Source organism: Dickeya sp. Secpp 1600, from assembly GCF_003049805.1.
In the GTDB taxonomy this organism is placed as follows: domain Bacteria; phylum Pseudomonadota; class Gammaproteobacteria; order Enterobacterales; family Enterobacteriaceae; genus Dickeya; species Dickeya fangzhongdai.
This window is the reverse complement of sequence record NZ_CP023484.1, coordinates 3,225,374-3,246,150: the sequence shown is the minus strand read 5'-3', so window position 1 is coordinate 3,246,150 and position 20,777 is coordinate 3,225,374. Positions and strand designations below refer to the sequence as shown.

15 protein-coding genes, 1 tRNA gene and 1 pseudogene are annotated in these 20,777 nt (G+C 48.6%); 10 read left to right on the top strand and 7 right to left on the bottom strand.

What is annotated here, in order from left to right:
* The first annotated feature begins 171 nt into the window (after nucleotides 1–171).
* Complete coding sequence (gene fliE / locus CPA59_RS14305; protein WP_038667944.1) at nucleotides 172–486, top strand: flagellar hook-basal body complex protein FliE; 315 nt, start codon at nucleotides 172–174, stop codon at nucleotides 484–486.
* 197 nt (nucleotides 487–683) lie between these two features.
* On the opposite strand, the gene fliT is transcribed toward fliE, so the two are convergent.
* The 3 genes from fliT to fliD form a co-directional block, all read right to left on the bottom strand.
* Entirely contained in the window at nucleotides 684–1,046 is a 363-nt protein-coding gene (fliT, locus tag CPA59_RS14300) for a flagellar protein FliT (RefSeq protein WP_038667946.1), read from the bottom strand.
* A complete protein-coding gene (fliS, locus tag CPA59_RS14295) occupies nucleotides 1,046–1,456 on the bottom strand; it encodes a flagellar export chaperone FliS (protein ID WP_038919550.1) in 411 nt (136 codons plus the stop codon). Before fliS ends, fliT begins: the two co-directional genes overlap by 1 nt.
* A gap of 103 nt (nucleotides 1,457–1,559) precedes the next feature.
* On the bottom strand, nucleotides 1,560–3,017 hold the full coding sequence (fliD, locus tag CPA59_RS14290; protein ID WP_049842389.1) for a flagellar filament capping protein FliD: 1,458 nt from the start codon (nucleotides 3,015–3,017) through the stop codon (nucleotides 1,560–1,562).
* A gap of 741 nt (nucleotides 3,018–3,758) precedes the next feature.
* Here fliD and CPA59_RS14285 point away from each other — a divergent pair.
* The 9 genes from CPA59_RS14285 (at nucleotide 3,759) to phoH (ending at nucleotide 16,426) form a co-directional block, all read left to right on the top strand.
* Nucleotides 3,759–4,601, top strand: coding sequence for a flagellin (locus CPA59_RS14285; RefSeq protein ID WP_107759790.1), 843 nt, complete (start codon nucleotides 3,759–3,761; stop codon nucleotides 4,599–4,601).
* A gap of 227 nt (nucleotides 4,602–4,828) precedes the next feature.
* A complete protein-coding gene (locus tag CPA59_RS14280) occupies nucleotides 4,829–8,272 on the top strand; it encodes a methyltransferase regulatory domain-containing protein (RefSeq protein ID WP_050570001.1) in 3,444 nt (1,147 codons plus the stop codon).
* A gap of 128 nt (nucleotides 8,273–8,400) precedes the next feature.
* A complete protein-coding gene (locus tag CPA59_RS14275) occupies nucleotides 8,401–9,525 on the top strand; it encodes a DegT/DnrJ/EryC1/StrS aminotransferase family protein (protein WP_107760851.1) in 1,125 nt (374 codons plus the stop codon).
* Between the two features lie 88 nt (nucleotides 9,526–9,613).
* The gene (locus tag CPA59_RS14270) at nucleotides 9,614–10,795 is read left to right on the top strand and encodes an acetyl-CoA carboxylase biotin carboxylase subunit family protein (RefSeq protein WP_049842390.1); all 1,182 of its coding nucleotides are present in this window, start codon (nucleotides 9,614–9,616) and stop codon (nucleotides 10,793–10,795) included.
* Nucleotides 10,792–11,922 carry a Gfo/Idh/MocA family protein gene (locus CPA59_RS14265; RefSeq protein WP_107759788.1) on the top strand — a complete coding sequence of 377 codons (1,131 nt, stop codon included), beginning with the start codon at nucleotides 10,792–10,794 and terminating at the stop codon, nucleotides 11,920–11,922. Before CPA59_RS14270 ends, CPA59_RS14265 begins: the two co-directional genes overlap by 4 nt.
* An 85-nt stretch (nucleotides 11,923–12,007) precedes the next feature.
* Nucleotides 12,008–13,438: a hypothetical protein gene (locus CPA59_RS14260; protein ID WP_038919547.1), complete on the top strand. Its 1,431-nt coding sequence runs from the start codon at nucleotides 12,008–12,010 to the stop codon at nucleotides 13,436–13,438.
* Nucleotides 13,439–13,815: 377 nt separating this feature from the next.
* Nucleotides 13,816–14,538, top strand: coding sequence for an RNA polymerase sigma factor FliA (locus tag CPA59_RS14255; protein ID WP_013318476.1), 723 nt, complete (start codon nucleotides 13,816–13,818; stop codon nucleotides 14,536–14,538).
* 54 nt (nucleotides 14,539–14,592) lie between these two features.
* Nucleotides 14,593–15,105 (top strand): flagella biosynthesis regulatory protein FliZ, encoded by a 513-nt coding sequence (fliZ, locus tag CPA59_RS14250; RefSeq protein ID WP_038667959.1) that lies wholly within the window; start codon nucleotides 14,593–14,595, stop codon nucleotides 15,103–15,105.
* A gap of 532 nt (nucleotides 15,106–15,637) precedes the next feature.
* Nucleotides 15,638–16,426, top strand: coding sequence for a phosphate starvation-inducible protein PhoH (phoH, locus tag CPA59_RS14240; protein ID WP_038667961.1), 789 nt, complete (start codon nucleotides 15,638–15,640; stop codon nucleotides 16,424–16,426).
* 124 nt (nucleotides 16,427–16,550) lie between these two features.
* Here phoH and CPA59_RS14235 read toward each other — a convergent pair whose 3' ends face one another.
* The 4 genes and pseudogenes from CPA59_RS14235 to CPA59_RS14220 form a co-directional block, all read right to left on the bottom strand.
* Nucleotides 16,551–17,378: an FkbM family methyltransferase gene (locus tag CPA59_RS14235; RefSeq protein ID WP_039692952.1), complete on the bottom strand. Its 828-nt coding sequence runs from the start codon at nucleotides 17,376–17,378 to the stop codon at nucleotides 16,551–16,553.
* Nucleotides 17,379–17,738: 360 nt separating this feature from the next.
* A pseudogene (locus CPA59_RS14230) lies at nucleotides 17,739–17,840 on the bottom strand (transposase); the annotation flags it as partial.
* 467 nt (nucleotides 17,841–18,307) lie between these two features.
* Nucleotides 18,308–19,912, bottom strand: coding sequence for a methyl-accepting chemotaxis protein (locus tag CPA59_RS14225; RefSeq protein WP_107759786.1), 1,605 nt, complete (start codon nucleotides 19,910–19,912; stop codon nucleotides 18,308–18,310).
* 603 nt (nucleotides 19,913–20,515) lie between these two features.
* Nucleotides 20,516–20,605 (bottom strand) — tRNA-Ser (locus CPA59_RS14220).
* Nucleotides 20,606–20,777 lie beyond the last annotated feature (172 nt).

Here is a 20,777-nt window from a genome sequence, read left to right as displayed (position 1 = left end):
AATGTCATTTATACGATTTACTACCTTATGGATATGGTAGCGTATTGAACCTGTAAAGAGATGTATGTGAAATAAACGGCGCTGATGGCGCAGTTCGTTTGCTACATATACATATGTTTATCATTTATTTGGTTTTTATATCATTCTCAATCTTTAGTTGAGGAAACAGGCATGTCTATTCAGGGTATCGACGCGGTATTGCAGCAGATGCAGATTACCGCAACCAAAGCGGCCGGTGGATCGGATTCCAACGTTGCGTCCCAGTCTGGTTTTGCCGGCGAGCTGAAAGCTGCGCTCGAAAAAATCAACGAAACACGGACGCAGGCACAGACGCAGGCTGAAGCATTTACGTTGGGCAAGCCGGGGGTCGCTCTGAATGACGTCATGGTTGACAACCAGAAGGCCTCTATTGCTTTGCAAATGGGGGTTCAGGTGCGCAATAAACTGGTCTCGGCTTACCAGGAAGTCATGAATATGACGATATAATCGGCAAGCAGAACGCTGCCCGGTTATATCTGCTTTTTATTGATTGTGATATCGGATGATTGTTGTATTCGGCAAACATCCCGAGACAAGGGGGGAATGACCAACGGTTATTCCCCCCTGATTTTTGCCTGATTTTTTTGAAGTAAAAAGAGCCCGTTCTGGGAAGTGTCAGGGCTCGTCTACAGGAACAGTGTTAATCAGGGCTGCGGTTTTCCCGGAAGTATATCGTTGGAGAACTCGGCATAAGTGTTGTTAATCGATTTTTGATTCTGTGACTGCTGGATGAGCACCGCCAGCTCCTGCATTCTGTTCTGCAGCAGCTCTTTCACCTGTGATTCCGTATCCAGTATGTCCTGAAGAAGCTGCCGGAACTGTAATTGCACAGTGCTGGGAATATTGGCAGGAACGGTAATCTGACTGATTCTCTCTATTGACTGGATATAAACTATTTCCTGTTCAACAACATCATCCCATAATCCATTAAGCGCCATGGCCTTGATATTTCGGATGAGTTTGAGTAACCCCTGATACTCAATTAGTAATGGAGAGAGGTTTTCCATTAGCGCGTTTCCGTCGTTGGTTGATAACCAGGTCCAATTTGTTTCCAGGCATCCGCAATATTACCGAGGAGAGCCTCCACTTCTATGATTGCCTGCAAATCGTTATTGATATTGGCATGCAATAACCGACGCACCATGTAATCGTAAAGATCGGAAAGGTTCTCTGCCAGCTCGCCACCTTTTTCCATATCCAGTCCGAGTTTCAACCCATTACTGATAATATCGATGGCTTTGGAAAGGGCATTCCCTTTTCCGACGATGTCATTCTGTTCAAGAAGAATTCTTGCCCGGACAAGCGCGCTCTTGGTACCGTCAAACAGCATAACAATCAGTTGATGCGGACTGGCGCTCATTACCGCGCTTTCCACACCCACTTGAGCATACGCCTGACTGACATTCTTTCTATACATGACCATGCGTTGGATAACCGATTAACAATAAATAAAAAGGTAATAATATTCGTGACTGTATGACGTGCGGTAAATCCCGTCACGTCATACATTCCTGGCTTAGTTAGCTCGAACTACTACTGGTTTTGTTAAACTGCTGCGTCAGGTAAGTACTGGTTGAATTTAGTTTGGCCAGCAAGGTATTGAGCTGAGCAAACTGGGTCTTATAACGCGCCATTGTAGAATCGATGCCATTCTGAATGCTTTCGATTTGCTTAGTTAATGAAGCCTGATTGGTCTTAATGCTGCTTTGGGCGGATTTTATCAGGCCATCGCTAGAGTCCAGCGTCTGAGTCAGGTACTTTCCTGCCTGAGTTGCAAATCCGGTGGTGGTACCGTTGCCGACAAAGAACTGCGTCACGCTGCTGGAGCTGGTTTTCAGCGTACTTTCCAGCTTGGTGGTATCGACGGTTAGTTTACCGCTATTTGTCGGATCTTGAGTAATCCCCAAATCAGCCATAATGTGCAGAGAACCACTACTGCTTTGGAAATTACTCAGCAAACCCTGCAACTGCCGCTGGACGGTGCGGATAGTTCCATCACCAACCAGCGCGCCATTGCTTGACGATTGGCTACCACTGGCCTTTTCGGTCGAGCTTGGCGCGGTGTAGTTGGTCTGCGCTTTAATGACATCCAGCACGTTATTATAAGCGCTGACCCACGTCTGAACCGCTTTCTCGGTATTGGTGATATCCGATGATACGGTCAGTGTTTCCGCTGTAGTGCTGGAAGACGTTGATTTAAGATTCAACGTTACGCCGCTGATAGCGCTACTCACGGTGTTGCTCTGACTGGTGACGGACATGCCGTTCAGCGTGAACGTCGCATCTTTAGCTGCGACCTGTTCAGTAAAACTGCCCAACGAGCTGGAAAGCGAACCGCTGACTGAAATGGTCATAGCGGATTGCGTACCGGTATCTTTTGCCGTCAGCATCAAATAATTACTGGTACCGTTATTAATGATACTGGCACTGACGCTGCCGCCGGCATTGTTGATAGCATCACGGATATCATTTAATGATGTTTTGTCATCGGTCAGTGTAATTTTCAGCGGCGTAGTCTGACTGGCCTGAGTAATCGTGATCGTGCTGCTGGTGCTGGAGGTTCCCCCTGATACCAGAGCGGTCGAGGCGCTGCTGAAACCACCAGAAATCTGTGACTGAGCCTGAGCAAGCTGGCTGACGGAAATGCTGTAGGAACCGGCAACCGCACTACTGTTAGTGGTTGCGCTGAATGAAGTGTTGGTGCTGGTCACTGCAGTTGAAGTGATCGTCTTCATGTTCTGCAGCGTCGTTGTGGCGCTCTGCAGGCTCTTCATCGCCGCTTCAACCGCGCTGTAGGCCGTTGCCTGCGCGCTTAACGAAGTTTGTTTGTTGGTGTACGGTGTCAGTTTTTGGCTTTCAGCGGATTGCAGCTTGGTCAGTAATCCGCTCAAGTCCAGTGATCCACCACTTGTTGTTGTAGCCAGGCTCAAACCTACCGATGAAATGTAGTCTGCGGTACTGCTAACCGTCGTAGCCATAGAGATACCCTTCCGTTTAAATTGTGAACTGACAGTCTTATCGGCACTGTATACGAAAAGTTTACAGACGTAATGTAAATTTCAGCGTAATCGTTATCCTCCGTGATTTCCATCGCGCCTGAACCGTCTGCGGGATTCTATCCCGGCACGATACGTATGATGCCGGGATCAACAGCTGTAATCGGGCGTTTTTCGGCTTGCCGAAGGCATTGAGTGTGTCGCCAGTATCCGTTTGGCTGGCGGGATGTTCAGCAGCTTATGGCAGCGTATCCACGCGTTGGATGCCCATGATCTAACCACATGACTGTGTTATCGACCAAGTGATGAAACCTTTATCGCGTCTTGCCAGTAAGCCTGGGGCAATGCGCCAGATACCTTATTTTATGAAGTATAGAGAGAGAATGAAGCGGGCGCTTTTCATTCGTCATCCGCCATCGCGCTGCCTATAGCCGACGCATGATGTCTGATAAGCACGGTGTCGAACGCCGCCTTTCCTGCCTCGCTACATTTTATAGCAGGCTGCTGAATATAGAATGACCGGTTCTCACATTCCCTGCAAGTTGCCGCCTTTCCTTATATTCTTCTTGCCGTAAGTGTCGGCCTGACTGGTTTTTTCCGGGGGATACGAAAAATTCAAAAAAAAACTAAAGGTTGTTTTACCCCGGCCGATACAGTTAGTGACGGTGATGACACCGGGGGCAACAGCCCATCCCCATTAATAGAGATGAAAGGAATATAATTATGGCAGTCATTAATACTAACAGTATGTCGCTGTTGGCCCAGTCCAACCTGAACAAATCACAATCTTCCCTGCAGACTGCTATCGAACGTCTGTCCTCTGGCCTGGCTATCAACAGCGCCAAAGACAACGCAGCGGGTTCTGGTATCGTTAACGGCATGACCGCTCAGATTCGTGGTCTGACCCAGGCTTCCAAAAACGCCAACGACGGTGTGTCTCTGGTACAGACCGCTGAAGGTAACCTGAACACCATCAACGACAACCTGCAGCGTATCCGTGAGCTGGCCGTACAGGCAGCGAACGACACCAACGGTACTAACGACCGTACTGCTATCCAGACTGAAATCAACCGTCGTGTTGACGAAATCAACCGTGTTGCTGCCAGCGCGAACTTCAACGGCAAAGCGCTGCTGGACGGCACTGTTACAGCTACTGGCTTCAACATCCAGGTTGGTTCTGGCACCACTGCTAACGATGCCATCTCCGTGGGTAGCTCTGCACTGATCAACGCCACCTCTGGCGGCCTGGGTATCACAACTTCCAATACCGACGTATCTAATGCTGCAGGCGCTACTGCGCTGGTTGCTGCGATTGATACTGCTCTGCAGACCATCAACACCGCTAAGGCGAACATCGGTGCGACTCTGAACCGTTTCCAGTCTACCATTGACAACCTGAGCAACACCATCAACAACCTGAGCAGCGCACGTAGCCGTATTCAGGATGCTGACTACGCGACCGAAGTATCCAACATGAGTAAGGCACAGATTCTGCAGCAGGCTGGCACTTCTGTACTGGCTCAGGCTAACCAGGTACCGCAGACTGTTCTGAAACTGCTGCAGTAATCTCTGTTCACGCAGTGATGAATTCAGAAACCAACCCTTCGGGGTTGGTTTTTTTATTTTGTGACACAGCCGGGATAAATAAATTAATCAGAATAAAAATCGGCTTCTTAAGCGACGAAATAGGGAAGTTATAATTTGATGCTCAGGGGATTGGTGAAAAGGGTTTTCTTATATACTACAGACAATTTTATCTCCGCATAAAGTATTGAAGGAAATTCCTTGTGACCATGCCAGATACACAACCTTTAGCGAATAATGACGACCTGGGTGAAGATACTGGTAAAACTCCATTGAGTTCGATGGCCCCTCCCGTTCCTTACACCGCACCTTTCCATCTGCAAGCCACCGCACATCTGTATGGCATCGAATCGGCTGCGCCGGAAAATGCGCGCGTACTTGAGATAGGGTGTAAGGATGGCGGCAATTTGCTGCCTTTTGCGCTGGCGAATCCACAGTCGCAGTCTGTCGGGATCGATCTTGATGCGGAGCAAATTGAAAAAGGCAGTGCGCTGATAAAACAGCTGGAACTGGACAATATCGCGTTATTCGCCCTGGACCTCGAATCTCTGCTGGCTTGCGATCCTGGGAAATTCGATTACATCATTATCCACGGTCTGTTCAGTCTTATTGGTGGTGAGACGCGGGAAGCGCTGCTGCGTTTCTGCAGCGAGCACCTGACCGCGGAAGGTATCGTCTGCTATTGCTACAACACTTATCCAGGGTGGAAGACCGGCGAGATCCTGCGGGACGCCATTCAGCTTCACAGCAGTCTCGCCAATGATGAAAAGACGGCACAATCCAGCGCCCGCGCGATGCTGACCTACCTGTCTTTGGGAACGTCTCCGGATAACCCCCAGAATGCGGCGCTGAAAACCTTTATTGAACAAGCTGAAAAACAGTCCGATGTGGATTTTGCGCTGCATTATCTGCAGGGGCTGAACCAGCCTTGTTACTTCGTTGATTTCTATTCACAGATTACCCAAACCGGCTTTGCCTATGTCGGCGATGTTCGCGCCTACACAGAACTGGCGGGGCACTACGGCGAGCAGGTTTCGCGCTTGCACGAGACGATTTGCCCTGAAAATACCACCTATCTGCGCCAGCAATACCTCGACTTCGCCGTTAACCGTTCTCAGCGATTCAGCATATTGGTCCCGCAGGAAAGGTCCGGGGCGATTCTGCCTGAGCCTGATCTTGCAAAACTAATGGACTTCAATTGGGCAGGTAATTTTCAGCGTGTCAGAGCGGATGACGATAGGACGTTGAATGCCCACACGTCCGGTACCGGTGAAACCATCAGCACGGAAAACCCGGTGGTATTAAGTATTCTGGATGTATTGGGGGAGGCCTGGCCAGCCAGTTTGACCCTGGATCAATTGGTCTTTAATACCCAACTGCCGGAACAAGAGGCGGAGAATCATCGACAGAATGTACTGGACGCGTTAAAGAACTTGTTTGTGAAAGGGATCAGCGGTATCTACACGCGGATAGGAAATTGTACTTACCGAAACAGTCGGCATAAGACGCTGACTGGGTTGCCCGGTATTGCCACGACCGATCTGGCATTCAATTTCTGGCATGAGCCGGTGTCGCTTGATAGTAACGAACGGCAGTTCCTGCAACAGCTGTCATCATCGCCCCTGAATAAGGATAAGGCGTTTTACAGCCAGCTCTGGGCGTTGCGTAATAAAGGCGTGATATGGGGAACGCCACGCGCGTGGCGAGACTATTTGCAGGAAGCGATCGTGACGGCGGATGCCGGACAGGTTGCTGTTTATATTCAGTCGCTGGTGATGTACACCAGTGAAACCAATGCCGGCGGCTTTGTTGAACCGGAAAAATCATCGGCGCATAAAAAGAATAAGCCGCAGGATAGAAAACCACTCAACCGGAAAGTGTACGAAGAGATTGATCGGCTAACCGCGCTGGGGCAGTTTGCCGAGGTCAGAAAAAAAGCGGAAGAGATTATCAGTACCTATCCCGATAACCTGTGGGTTTGGTATCCCTTCGTGAATACTTATGTCCGTACCAGTGATTTTGATGGTGCGCTGAGCATCATTACCAGAGCAATCGCCCTGATGCCTTTCAACTGGGATTTTTATGTTGATCTGGCGGTATGCTTCTGGAAAAAGAACGAACTGCATCAAGGCATGGCGCTGACCAGAAAAGTATTGCGTTGTGATAAGCAAAAAGGGCTGGCGTGGGATACGCTGGCCGTTTTGTTGAATATCACCCATAACCTGGATTCAGCGTTTAAATGCATGGAGAAGGCGCTGCAGATTGAACCAGAAAATCCGAATTTTATCAGTCATATGGGAATGGTTTGCCATAATCTGGGGCGAAAGGACGCTATTCAGTACCACCGTAAAACCATTGAGTTGATGCCCCAGGCGTTTCATCTGTACAGTAACCTGTTGCTGGGGTTGTCCCACGATGTCAACGTGACGCCACAGGCGCAGTTTCAAGAGCACCTGGTATTCGGTAAGCGCGTGGAAGAAGCGGCTGAGCGCTATCATTGCCAGTTTACCTATTCCCTTGATAAAGCAGCCCAGCGCCCACTGCGCATTGGTTTTATTTCCGGCGACTTTGGCAACCATCCGGTGACGAATTTTCTGGAGCCGATCTGGAATTCGCTTGATCGAAGCGCGTTCTCGCTTTATGCCTACTCAAGTTTTCAACGTAACGATGAGAAAGCCGAGAGCCTAAAACAGACCGCGGCCGGCTGGCATGATGTCGACAAGATGGGCGACCTGGAACTGGCGAAGCTCATTAATAAAGATGAAATCGACATCCTGATCGATCTATCTGGGCATACGGCTTATAACCGGTTGCCGGCGCTGGCGCTGAAACCCGCACCAATCCAGATGACCTGGATAGGTTACCCAGGAACAACGGGAATGCGTGCCATTGATTATATTTTGTTGGATGAGCATTTCCTTGTGGAGAGTGGTCTGGATGAGTATTTGATAGAAAAGCCTATTAGTATGCCATCGATAAAATTCTTTGAGCCTGATAAAGACAGCCCTGACGTTAATGAATTGCCCGCCTTGAACAATGGTTATCTGACTTTTGCCAGTTTCAATCGCCCACAGAAGATTTCTGACGAAAACCTCACATCGTGGGCAAAAATTCTGGTTGCATTGCCTACTTCCCGATTGATTATGGGATATATGACGGGGCAGGAAACGATAGATTATTTGCGCAATAAGCTGCTTGAGTTAGGTGTCAGGGATGAACAGTTAGCATTCCGCATGCGGACTGGCTTAAAAGAATATCTGAGAATGCATCATGAGGTGGATATTCTTTTAGATACTTATCCGTATACCGGTGGAACGACGATCGGTCATGCTTCCTGGATGGGGGTACCTGTCTTGACGCGTGAGGGAGATTCTATGGCATCAAGGCAAGGTGGTGTAATTATGCGAATTCTGGGACTGGATGAATTCATCGCGCGAGATGACGATGAATTGATAGAAAAAGCTCGGTACTGGAGTCACTCGCTGGATAAGCTGAGCGAAATCCGGGCCGGAATGCGTGGCATTATGACCACCAAAATTAGCTCTGTGGATTCACCATCCATATATTTTGAAAACGCAATGCGCCGGGCATGGCAAATATATTGTGCCGGCGATGCTCCTCAGGCATTCCGTATAAGTTCAGAGAGCAAGTAAAGATTCGAGAGATAACGATTGCTTTATATCGTATTGGATGGCATCTGGGTCTGTCATCTGATTGAGAAAAAGCGAAAATTGTATTTGAAAATACTGCGTAGCGACATAAGCGCAAGGACAGGTGAATGATGAGCAAGAACATCTATGTAACGAGCCCTTTACTGCCTCCGCTTGATGAATTTATGCCCTATCTGGAAAAGATATGGGATAACAAATATCTGACGAACGGCGGGCCTTTTCACCAGCAGCTTGAACAAGCGCTGGCTGAGTATCTGGGCGTTAAGCATCTGTGTTTATTCACCAACGGCACGCTGGCGCTGCTGACGGCGCTACAGGCGCTGCGCATCACCGGCGAAGTTATCACCACGCCTTATTCGTTTGTAGCGACGTCTCACTCGTTATTGTGGAATAACCTCAAGCCTGTCTTTGTCGATATCGATCCGGTTACCTGCAACCTGGATCCCAAAAAGATTGAAGAAGCGATTACGCCGCTCACGTCCGCCATTCTGCCTGTCCACTGTTATGGTATTCCCTGCGATGTTGATCGGATCCAGAACATTGCGGATGTTTATGGCCTGAAGGTGATTTATGACGCCGCACACTCTTTCGGCGTGAAAAAAGATGGCGACAGTATTCTGAATTATGGCGATCTCTCGATTCTAAGTTTCCACGCGACCAAGGTGTTCAACACCATTGAAGGCGGCGCCATTATTTGTCCCGACGTAAAAATGAAGAAACGGATCGATTATCTGAAAAACTTCGGCTTTGCGGATGAAACCACCGTGGTCGCCCCCGGCATTAACGGCAAAATGAACGAAGTGCAGGCGGCGTTTGGTTTGTTGCAACTGAATTATATCGATCAGGCGCTGGAAGACAGAAAACGCATTTATCGCTATTACCGCGACGGACTGGCGCAGATTAATAGCATCAGGACGTTGAGCGTGCCGGATTCAATTGACTGGAATTATGCCTATTTCCCGCTTTTTGTTAATGATTACTCGTTCGATGTGCGCGAGAAACTGTATGACGCCCTGAAAGAGCACGGCATCATGTCGCGCCGGTATTTCTACCCGTTGATCAGCAGCTTCCCGATGTACCGCGGTCTTGGCAGCGCGAGCGCCGAGAATTTGCCGGTGGCGACCGACATCGCCAACGCTGTGTTATGCCTGCCCATTTATCCAGGCCTGGAAACCGGCGATCAGGACCGCATCATTGAGATTATTGGGCGTACGTTGAGTGAAAACGTGCGTTAAGTGACAGGCTTGCTCTCGCCCCAGGGGGGAGTGCGCGTTCCCTGTCGCAGCGGGGAGCCTGAGAAAATATTGGTAACAGAGAATGGATATGTCGACTATAGATGCCTTAATGCTTGATGCGGGTTTTTCTGCGCTGCCGCTGCTGGAAGCGTGCCTGGAACAGGGCGTTGCGATTGGTGTGTGCAGCGGTAAACCCGGCGATCCTGGTCATATCCGGGCAACCCGGTCGATTGTCGAAGATTATTCGGACAAAGAGGCCATTCTCGGCATTGTCAGAAAAGAAAATATTAAGGCTATTTTGCCCGGCGTGACGGATGTTTCTTATGAAACCGGCGCCTGGGTCGCGGAATCGCTGGGCATGCCCGGTTTCGATTCGGTTGAGACAACGGCGATCCTGCTGAAAAAGGATGCGTTCCGTGCTTATGCGCAGCGTAAAGGACTGCCGATTCCTAAAGCGGTGCGTGACATTGAATCGGTGGGGCAACTGTCGTACCCGATTCTGGTCAAGCCAGTCGATGCTTATAGTGGCCGTGGCATTACTCAGGTTCAGCGCGAGCAGGATATTCTGCCGGCTTACCAGTCGGCCGCGTCGGCATCGGTAAGCGGTCAGGTGGTGATAGAAGAGTTCAGGCAAGGCTCGCTGCACAGCCATTCGGCGTTTATTCGTAACGGCGAGATTGTCTGTGAGTTCTTTGTTGATGAATATTGCACGGTCTACCCTTATCAGGTGAACAGCAGTTGTGTTGCTCATCAAATGAGTGAAACGCTGAAAAATGCCGTCAGTGACTGCATCAACAGCATTGTCGCCGACCTGAAGTTATGCGATGGCCTGCTGCATACGCAATTTATCGCCAATGGCGACGATTTTTGGCTGATTGAACTGACCCGGCGTTGCCCGGGCGATTTATATTGCCAGCTGATTCGTTATTCCACCGATATCCCCTATGCGGAATATTTTGTGGCGCCTTTTTTGTCACTGTCGTCGACATTCGCCAATAAGCGGCCGGCAGCCCGCCATTATGTCGCCAGACATACCGTATCGGTGTCTGAAAAAACGATCTTTAACGCGCTGCGTTATCACCAGTTGCCTGGTGAGTTACTGGAGAGTGTCGTGCTGAAAAAAAGCGGCGAAGTGCTAAATCCGGCGCCAGGCGATCGCGCTGCCGTTGTGTTTATGACCTTCGATGAAGAAGCCGCGTTGCTGAAAAGTACCGTGAACCTGAAAAATCACCTGGTGGTGAGCCACTCTTTTCTGGGGAAAGAGAAATGAAAAGCATGACAAACAACGGTGAGGCATTAAAAGTCGGGTTCATCGGCGGAGGCATTAATTCGGCAATCGGTGAAACGCACAAGATTGCTTCGCAGATGGATGGTCACTTCGAACTGGTATCAGGTTTTTTCAGCCGCCATGATGACATCAATCAGCAAACCGCCACCAGTTGGGGAATTCATGAAGACCGCGTGTACCGCGATTTGACCGGATTTTTGCAGGCGGAAGCCAGTAAACTGGATGCGGTTATCATTCTGACGCCGACGCCGACGCATAAAGATATTGTGATTGCCTGCATTGAGCATCAACTGCCGGTTATCTGTGAGAAGTCGCTGGCAACCAGCGTAGAGGAAGTGGCCGAGATTCAGCATGCGCTGGAACAAATGAACGGGACTCTGCTGGTCACTTTCAATTATTCCGGTTACCCGATGGTCAGAGAGCTGAAACAGCGGATCGCCGATGGCGAGCTGGGCCAAATCAGGCAGGTCATGGTTGAAATGCCTCAGGAAGGTTTTCTGCGCCATGTGAAGAGCGGGGCGGTGCCGCGCCCGCAGGACTGGCGTCAGCATGACGGCGTGATCCCTACCGTGTCGCTGGATTTGGGGGTGCATGCCCATCAGATGGTGGATTTCATCATCGGCGAGCAGGCGCAGGATGTGTATGCGGTGCACCATCGGTTCGGTGAGATCCCGGACGTGGTGGATACGGTTCACTGCATCTCTGGCTACACCAATCAGGTAGTGTGCAATTATTGGTACACCAAAGCGGCGCTGGGTTACCGCAACGGGCTGCGTATCCGGGTTTATGGCAGCAAAGGATCGGCTGAATGGTTGCAGATGGACCCTGAGCATTTGAAACTCAGTAATATCAACGGCGTCTCCTATGTGATCGACAGAACGCATCCGGATAACCTGATCGCATCTCAGCCACGGTACAACCGGTTTAAAGCCGGCCACCCCGCCGGATTTATTGAAGCGTTTGCCAATTACTACGAGGACATTGCTTCTTATCTGAAAGAAGGCGCGTGCGAGTATGTGTTTGGCGCCGATGTTGCGATGCGCGGTATTCGTTATCTCCAGGCCGCCGCCGCCAGCGCGCATTCTGGCGAGCGAGTAACACTACCGTAAGAACCACATATTACGTCCATATAGTGCTTTTTACGCCATATGGTTGATAGTCTCAGTACAGAAAAACCTTTTTAGAAGGCTATTTATGAAGAATTACATGCATATGAGATCCGCGCATCAATATTATCGCGATGTGTTTAGTCGAGAAATTATGCTTGGTGATGTTGGCGATCTTCCGAAAGATATGGTGATTGATTTAATTGGCAAAAGAAGCTGTAATTTTTATTTGTTGAACAAGAAGTTGGCTGATAGTCCAAGTAATTTGCCTGAAGCGCAGGATAAAGCACTTAGGTTAATGTTGCAGACCATTGCGTTGTCTAATCTGGCATTCGATGATAAATGGGGCGGACAACAAGTTCAGTTACCTCCCGATTATGTAGAGGGTATCGTCAATTCACTTATTGATGTTATCAATCTGGCTCCGAACCTGGAGTATTTGGTCGCATCGATACAAGTTTTATTCCGTGTGGGCGCGGTAGAGCATGCTATTACTTTGATAGAAAGTAACTTTTCGTTATTGGTTGATGTGCCTGTTGTCTTCAAGATTTTATTACTTACCTGTATTCTCGAAGAGAACTATGAGTACGCATTTCTTCTTGTTAAGAAGATGTCTGAAAATTCGTACTTAATCGGCGAAGATCCACTGGCATTGCTGATGATAGTTACGACCGTATTTAAAAATGGTGGTTATCCAAATAGTTATATTGATTTCACATCTCTCATTTCAGAAAAAATTCAATTACCTTATGAGAGTTATAAATGGCTACTACATAAAGACAACAAGAATGATAAGCCTACGGTTTTGGTTTCCTGTGATGTAAAATATTACCATCAGCATGCCATTTATTTGTTATATTCATTATATGAAACAAATAAAGATAGCTTGAATGTTCACATCCATGTTTATGATATCGATGATGAAACATTTAATGACATTAAGGAGAAAAAACGGCAATTCCCAGAGCTGAATATTTCTTGCTCAATGGAGGTCGTTGGGAATGTCCCTGGGGTAAATGTTCACTATGCATCGAGACGGTTTATTTTTGCCAGCTATTTGTTATCTATAAACGAAGGACCATTATTGATTCTGGATGCGGATTGTCTGGTGAGGAAGAACTGGAGCTTAATCGAGCATTCTATTGATTTATCAGGTGATATACTGATTACGAAAGATGATAACTCCCCATTCTGGGAGAAAGTATTCGCAGGCTTTGTCTATCTTAAAGGTGGGGAGCTGTCAACAGCGTTTATTGATAAAGCTGCACGCTTTATCTGGGATAATCTGAACAAAAATAACGTTGTTTGGTTTTTGGATCAGGTCGCGCTTTCTGCCGCGGTGGATGAGATACCCGCTATGCATGATATTTCAAGGATAGACTCGACCTCGGCATGTGACGTCAATCACAGAGAAAACTCATTCGCCTGGGTGGTGACGACTATCAAGGATGCGCAAAATCGCTATTCGGAATATAAAGATTATCTTGTTGAAAAATATGGCAATAAGCTTAATGGCTAAAATTGACTGAGCAGTAGGAATAAGGTGCCAGTGGGATGGTGCCTTATTCCTCAGCCATATTTTATTATGCTGATTATCCGATACGGCGGTTTATCAGCGTAAGCATCTGCAAACAGGCTGATTCTCTTCCGTCGTCATGACTATTATTGTATTAATAGTTTCTTGCATTATCAGTCAATAACTGTACATCACAAAAATGGCTGACTCTGACCGAGGGAAGGTACCCACCTTACGCTATAGCGGCTACAATATTCAGAAATGGGAATCCGGTTGCATATCTGAAAAAAGCCTTTTTTCTACACCTATTCTGCCGATTGCCATAGTATGCTAAACGCATAATGTTGCTGAGCACCTTAATTTTATAGGTATTTATCACTGTGAGCGAACTGTATACCGCTGAAGGCACAATGGATAAAAATTCATTATGGAAGCGCTATGTTCCCCTGGTGCGCCATGAAGCCTTACGCTTACAGGTTCGTCTTCCGGCAAGCGTCGAGCTCGATGATCTCCTGCAAGCGGGGGGCATTGGGCTGCTCAGTGCCGTAGAACGTTATGATTCGTTGCAGGGCACGGCATTCACCACCTATGCCGTGCAACGTATTCGTGGCGCGATGCTGGATGAGCTGCGCAGCCGGGACTGGGCGCCGCGCAGTGTCAGGCGTAACGCCCGGGAAGTCGCTCAGGCAATGCAACAGGCTGAACAGTCACTCGGCCGGGCTCCTACCGAACAGGAAGTAGCCCAAACCCTGAATATCTCGCTGGAGGAGTATCGCCAGATTCTTCTGGATACCAACAATAGCCAGTTGTTTTCTTACGATGAGTGGCGGGAAGAGCATGGGGATAGCGCTGAGGCGTTACTGGAAGGAAATGAAGAAGCCAATCCGTTAAATCAACTGATGGACGTGAATTTACGCCAGCGAGTGATGGACGCGATTGAGAGCCTACCAGAGCGAGAGAAAATGGTGTTGACCCTCTATTACCAGGAAGAACTGAACCTAAAGGAGATTGGGGCGGTTCTGGAAGTCGGGGAGTCGCGCGTTAGTCAGTTGCATAGCCAGGCGATAAAGCGTCTGCGTGCGAAATTAATGAGTGACGTTTAATTTTGGAGCGCGCAGATATGTAGTTGTACCCACACTACTGTCAGGAATGGACTCATGCCTCAAGCAACCAGGAAGAAGCAGCTTCTGAGCCGTTATTTGAAAGACTTCAAACACAGGCAAACACACTGCGCCAATTGTGCCAAGGAACTGGATCGTGTTTCGCTGGTATTTCGCGATCAGCTCATCAATAAAAAGTCGATAGCCATGATGGATCGGCTGATTGACAACACTATCTGGGAATCTGTGCAGGAAGAACTCATCCCCTTATGTCGTTTCTGCAGTGAAGTTTCCTGCAATACACACGCCAATTATTTCGATATCAAAGCGTTCACGCAGTATCTGATCGAACAGACTGAGGTGCGCCACAGCACGATGCGGGAATATGTCATCCGCTTGCGGCGTCTTGATGAATTGCTGCTGTCGAAGAATTACCCGCAGGAGAGCTTCTCCTCGGATGGCAATATTCAACAGCGTATTTGCGATTATTTGCCTGATATCGAGCAGAATACATACCGCAGCGCTCTGCGGAAGTACGATCAATATCTGCACTGGCAGAAGCATTACTAACCTTCGCATTCCTCCGCTGACCGGCGGAGGAAATCCAGCTCATAGTTTTATGTTATGGTGATGTGAAAATACTTGCCATACCGGGGCAAAATATAGCACTGTCATCTTAATGACATCTGTGGGCGGTAATTTCATCCTCAGATGTCAGGTGCCTGATACGGTCAATCATTATTCACCCGAATAGTTATTGTCACAGTGAGGAGCGCGAATGGTAGAGTCCTTCCCTGGACGGAATAGTCAGCAAATTCGCCCGTATTTACCGCTTCATCGATGCGGAGGATCTCCCTCCCGCTTCATTTTCTCACTGTCCCCTGGTTGTTGCGATATGGTCCCTGGAGTGATTCCCGCTCCATTCTTCAAAGCCGATGCCGAACGCGCCGTCATGCCACTAAAGGCGACAGCGCCAACTTCGCATCGGCTTTTTTCATTCCACCTGCGTTACGGCTTAATAAGGAAGCCAAACCTCATTTGTGAACAAAACACCGTCGACCCAGGGTCGTACGGTCAATGAAACAAACTGTAAGGTGCCACTATGGGAAGACAAAAAGCAGTGATCAAAGCGCGTCGTGAAGCCAAACGTGTTATCAGACGCGAATCGCGCAGTCATCGTCAGCGTGAAGAAGATTCGGTCACTTCTCTGGTTCAGTTGGGCGGCATTGAAGCTATCGGTATGGCGCGTGAAAGCCGCGACAACTCAATGATTGAGGCCCGAACCCCAGCTCAGGAACACTACTTGTCTGCAATAGAAAATAAACAGTTAATCTTTGCCACCGGTGAGGCGGGTTGTGGCAAAACGTTTCTCAGTGCGGCCAAAGCGGCCGAAGCACTGCTTCATAAAGAGGTTGAACGTATTATTGTTACGCGGCCGGTATTACAGGCGGAGGAAGACCTCGGCTTCCTGCCGGGCGACATCGCGGAGAAATTCGCTCCTTATTTTCGGCCGGTTTATGACGTGCTGCAGCGTCGGCTCGGCTCTTCCTTCTTGCAGTACTGCCTGCGGCCGGAAATCGCCAAGGTAGAGATCTCGCCATTCGCCTATATGCGCGGGCGGACGTTCGAAAACGCAGTGGTGATTCTGGATGAAGCGCAGAACGTTACCGTCAATCAGATGAAGATGTTCCTGACGCGTCTGGGCGAGAATGTCACGGTGATTGTCAATGGCGATATTACGCAGTGCGACTTGCCTGCCGGCGTGAAATCGGGCCTGCGCGACGCGCTGGAGCGATTTACGGAAGATGGCATGGTGGGGATTGTCACCTTTAGCAAAGAGGACTGCGTCCGTTCCGAGCTGTGTCAGCGTACGCTGGTGGCGTACTCCTGAGCGGTTTTCCCCAAATAGCAACAGGGCTGCTTTCGCAGCCCTGCTTTCAGAGAGAATGATGCTATTTTTGATTATTGACGTATAAGTTGAATATCATCTCTTATTTGATATTTTTGTGCGTTGATTAGTTTTTAGGGGTTAAAAGCAAAAAGCGCATCAGGCAAGGTCTCGCCTCAGATGTTAGCAATAAGCGGTTGTCATCAGTAAAGTCGCGTAGGATGTCCAGATGAACAGTGGGACGTTCGACACGATCCAATACATTGATATTGAAATATTGATCAAGAATATGTAGCAGGTCTCGATACTTACCGAGAAAACCTTCTATCCAGTTGTGAACTTCAATGATAATTGTTGCGCCTTGTATTTTTTCTATGAATGCCTCATTTAGCACATCAAATTCAGCACCTTCAATATCAATCAGCATCAGAGCTTTATGGAAATCAACATGTTGAATCAGTGATAAGTTATTTGAATTGGCTTCTCCGAATATCTGCAGTTCTCCGATCGCACCATTTCTGCGCCAATTTTCTGCAATGACTTCTTGCCCATGTTTGTTCTGCTCAAAGCAGATAGCATGGCGTACTTTTTTGCTCAAAAGCATTCCACAGGCATAGTAGCCATCCGCTGCCCCAATATCGATAAATGTATCAAATTGGTTGGATTCGGTATGACAGATAAAATCCAGGATTTCCTTCTCATAAAGGCCAAGCAGCATTGACCCTAAATCCGATTTTCCCCACCAGGTATCCTGGGTTAGTAATAAATTTTTAAAGGGGCCGAAAGCTACTTTTCCCTGGAGTCGTTGAAAAAGCTCCAGCGAGACGCGTTGACGCCGTTGATGCACATTTTCAGTGCGCCACATCAATTTATCTTCTTCCGTAGCATTTTTTTGTCTTTCCAGCATTGGCGCGAAATAAATCTCTTCATTTTCAATAAAATGCTGAATATTCACTGATTTATGCCTCTTAGGGTTAACATGATCTTTTGTAAAGTGCAGAACTTGGCTCCTATCATACTTGTCTCCGATAGTGACCCGGAATCCTTAAAACTGACGATACCGTCTTTACTCCGGGTATGCTATTAATATTTGAAACTATATATCAATCAGCTAGTTGGAATCATGAGCTGTATAAATATTGGCTCACACAGTACGCTGAATGGTTATTGCATAATAGCGCTGCGCTTGTCTTTGTCTTTTCGCCCCGATACTGATGTTCAGCGTCCTTATGTCTCATTTAGTCATACTATTGATTCATAATATGAGGCTGCTCGCCGTTACAAAAGATATCAACGTCAAGGATATAAGAATCAGTACGCCCAGTCGCTCGGATACTTCGGCAACGGAATAGCCGCGCTCCGTGATTTGACGGACGGCCTCTTCCTTAAATTCAGGTGTAAATCGTGGTGTGCCCATATGCTCCTCCTATGCTCAAACTATAGGGCAGGTTCGTCTACCGGAGCGGGGTCAGTTCAAACTATAGGGCAGGTTCGTCTACCGGAGCGGGGTCAGTTCAAACTGTAGGGCAGGATCGTCTACCGGTGTGGGGGCAGTCCAGTATAAGGAATGTGTAAGACAAATGTGGAGCGTCGCACGCATTATGGCTTTGTTAGTGGTGTCATATATTGTTGAAGGTGTTGTGTGATAGCCGCTGTTGGCGATAGCACATAAATTAGAGAAGGTGACGCTTGTCGGTTATTGCTGAGTGACAGAGCTCGTATGATGAGCAGACCCAGAAAATTGGTGAATCATGTTTAACATGGCGGCACGAGCTCTGAAAATGGACGAGAATGGTGCGTTCGCGACCTCCGGTTGTTAATAGCATGGGTCTGTCAATGCACTAAGGGCTGCGAAAGCAGCCCTGTTGTTAGGTGCGAAACCGATCAGTGATGGCCGAGGCGTAATGGCTGTATGTCGTTCATGGCATATGAGTCGGTAAAATGGCCGTTCCCCTGCAGTTTGAAGGCCTCCACCGACTGGCGCAATTTGGTTGCCTGCTCGTTGAGTGAGTCCGCTGCGGATGAGGCTTGCTCCACCATGGCGGCATTCTGCTGTGTAACTGCCTCCATCTGGTTGATGGCGGTGTTAATCTGGGATATGCCGCGACTTTGTTCTTCCGACGCCAGCGACACTTCATTGACCAGGCTGGACACGTTCTGAATTACGCCTTTCACGTTATTGATGGAATCACGGACTTCGTCAGCCTGCACCGCACCATGCTGTACGGCGGCAATCGCACTGTCGATCAGCGTCTTGATCTCTTTGGCGGCGGATGAGGAACGCTGGGACAGCGTGCGGACCTCGCCGGCCACCACCGCGAAACCACGCCCATGTTCACCTGCCCGTGCGGCTTCCACAGCGGCATTCAGCGCCAGGATATTGGTCTGGAAGGCGATACCCTCAATGAGATTGGTGATATCGGCTACTTTTGCGGACCCGTTGGCGATCTCTTCCATCGCGCGCATCATACGCTGCACCGCTTCATCGCCATGTTGGACCGCAACGCTCGCTTGCTGACCCAGCCGATTGGCCTGGGCGGTATTGTCGACATTACTTTCGATGGTGGATGAGATTTCATGCATACTGGCGGCGGTCTGTGCCAGCGAAGAGGCCTGTTCTTCCGTTCTGGCGGAAAGGTCTTCGTTGGCGGCGGCGATTTCACCGGATGCCGTTGAAACGCTTTCACTGGCGGAACGCACGTTAGCCAGAACGGTGGCGAACCGCTGAATCAGGTTGTTAAAGGCGCTGGCGGTCTGGCCGATTTCATCGTTCTTTCTGGTGTCGGCCTGCAGGGTTAAATCCAGATTTTCACTAACGGTGAGCAGCGTCTGACGCAGGGCGTTCAGGCTGGCGCGCACATAGCTGATAATCACCGTGGACAAGGTGCCGGCGGCGAGCAGGGCAACCACAATCAACCCGACCAGCCCGAAGAACGCCTGTTTGAAACTGGTGGTATTTTGCTCCTGCAGTCCGCCGGCCAGACCGACGTTGTAGTTGTACTGATCCTGAAAGCCTTTTACCAGTTTCTCCTGAGCCAGCGTGACATAGCCCTGAGAGGCAAAGGCCTTCTCTGCGGCCTGAGTATCGGTTTGGGACTGCTGAAAAAGCTTATCTTTAGCGGCACGGAAGTCGCTCAGATATTGCAGATTATCATTAGCCATCTGCGCATCTTTGTTGTCAGAGACCAGATCCTTTTTATACGTGGCATTCAGTTTTTCAACGCTGCTCAGCGAGTCATCAAGCGCTCGTTTTAAGGTATTGCGCTGTTGCTCTTCCCGGGTAAGAAAAATAAGCGCCAGATCGCTACGTGCATCGTTTAATGCATTATTCGATTTCACCAAATTATCAAGGCTGGGTAATGTGTTAGTCATCACATATTCCAGACGATCTTTTGACTGGCTAAGTGAATGAAGACCGAAACCACCTACGCTAATCAGCGCCAGGGAAAATATACTGATTGCGATAGCTAATTTTTTCACAATGGTCATGTTGAAATGCTCCGCCAGAAATGAGGATGGAGGTAAAAAAGTATAATTATCTTACCGCGCTGAATTTATTTTATTTAGATTAAGTGAACATTAATGACAATAAAAAATCGATTTTTATTTAGGTTTCCATGGAAAATATAAGCTGGATGATTAATAGTTTGATTTGTTATTTGGTTCTTATATCAACGAGTTGTTTAATGTTGGGATAATATGATTGCAGTATTCTAAAGAGGGCAGTGTTAAAGAGAATGCATGGAACAGATTGTCATGTAAAGGAAAGTTAATATTTTTTGCTTTTAACAAATGGTTTTTCTTTTCTGTGAACATCTACCGTTGCGATGCTGTCTGGCAACGGGCCATCTTTGTCGACTTCGGCATGGATTCTCGTCGAGCCCGAACGCGGGTAAAAACTCAGACATGGTTTGGGAAGGGAAGTCGGTTCGGTTGGGATAGATTTGCGCGCAGCGCTCGCCATACTGGTCGTCTACGGCGGTCCAAAACGGCGGGCCGTTTTGTCGAATCCTGTCGCGGGTTCTCATCCGTCCCATCAGCGGTTAAAAAACAAAAACCCCAGACTTGCGTCTGGGGTTTTTGTTTTTAATCTGGCGGTGAGGGAGGGATTCGAACCCTCGATACGTTTTCACGTATACACACTTTCCAGGCGTGCTCCTTCAGCCACTCGGACACCTCACCGGATCGTCGCCGTCAGGGGCAACGGGGCGCTACTATAGGGAGTCACCCTGTTATGGTCAAGCAGTATTTCAGGCTTTTGAAACGTCTGGCTAACTGTTGTTCGACCTGAACGGAAGCACGCCAAATAACCGATAAAAAAAGACCACCGCCGGGGCGGTGGTCAGAATAACGC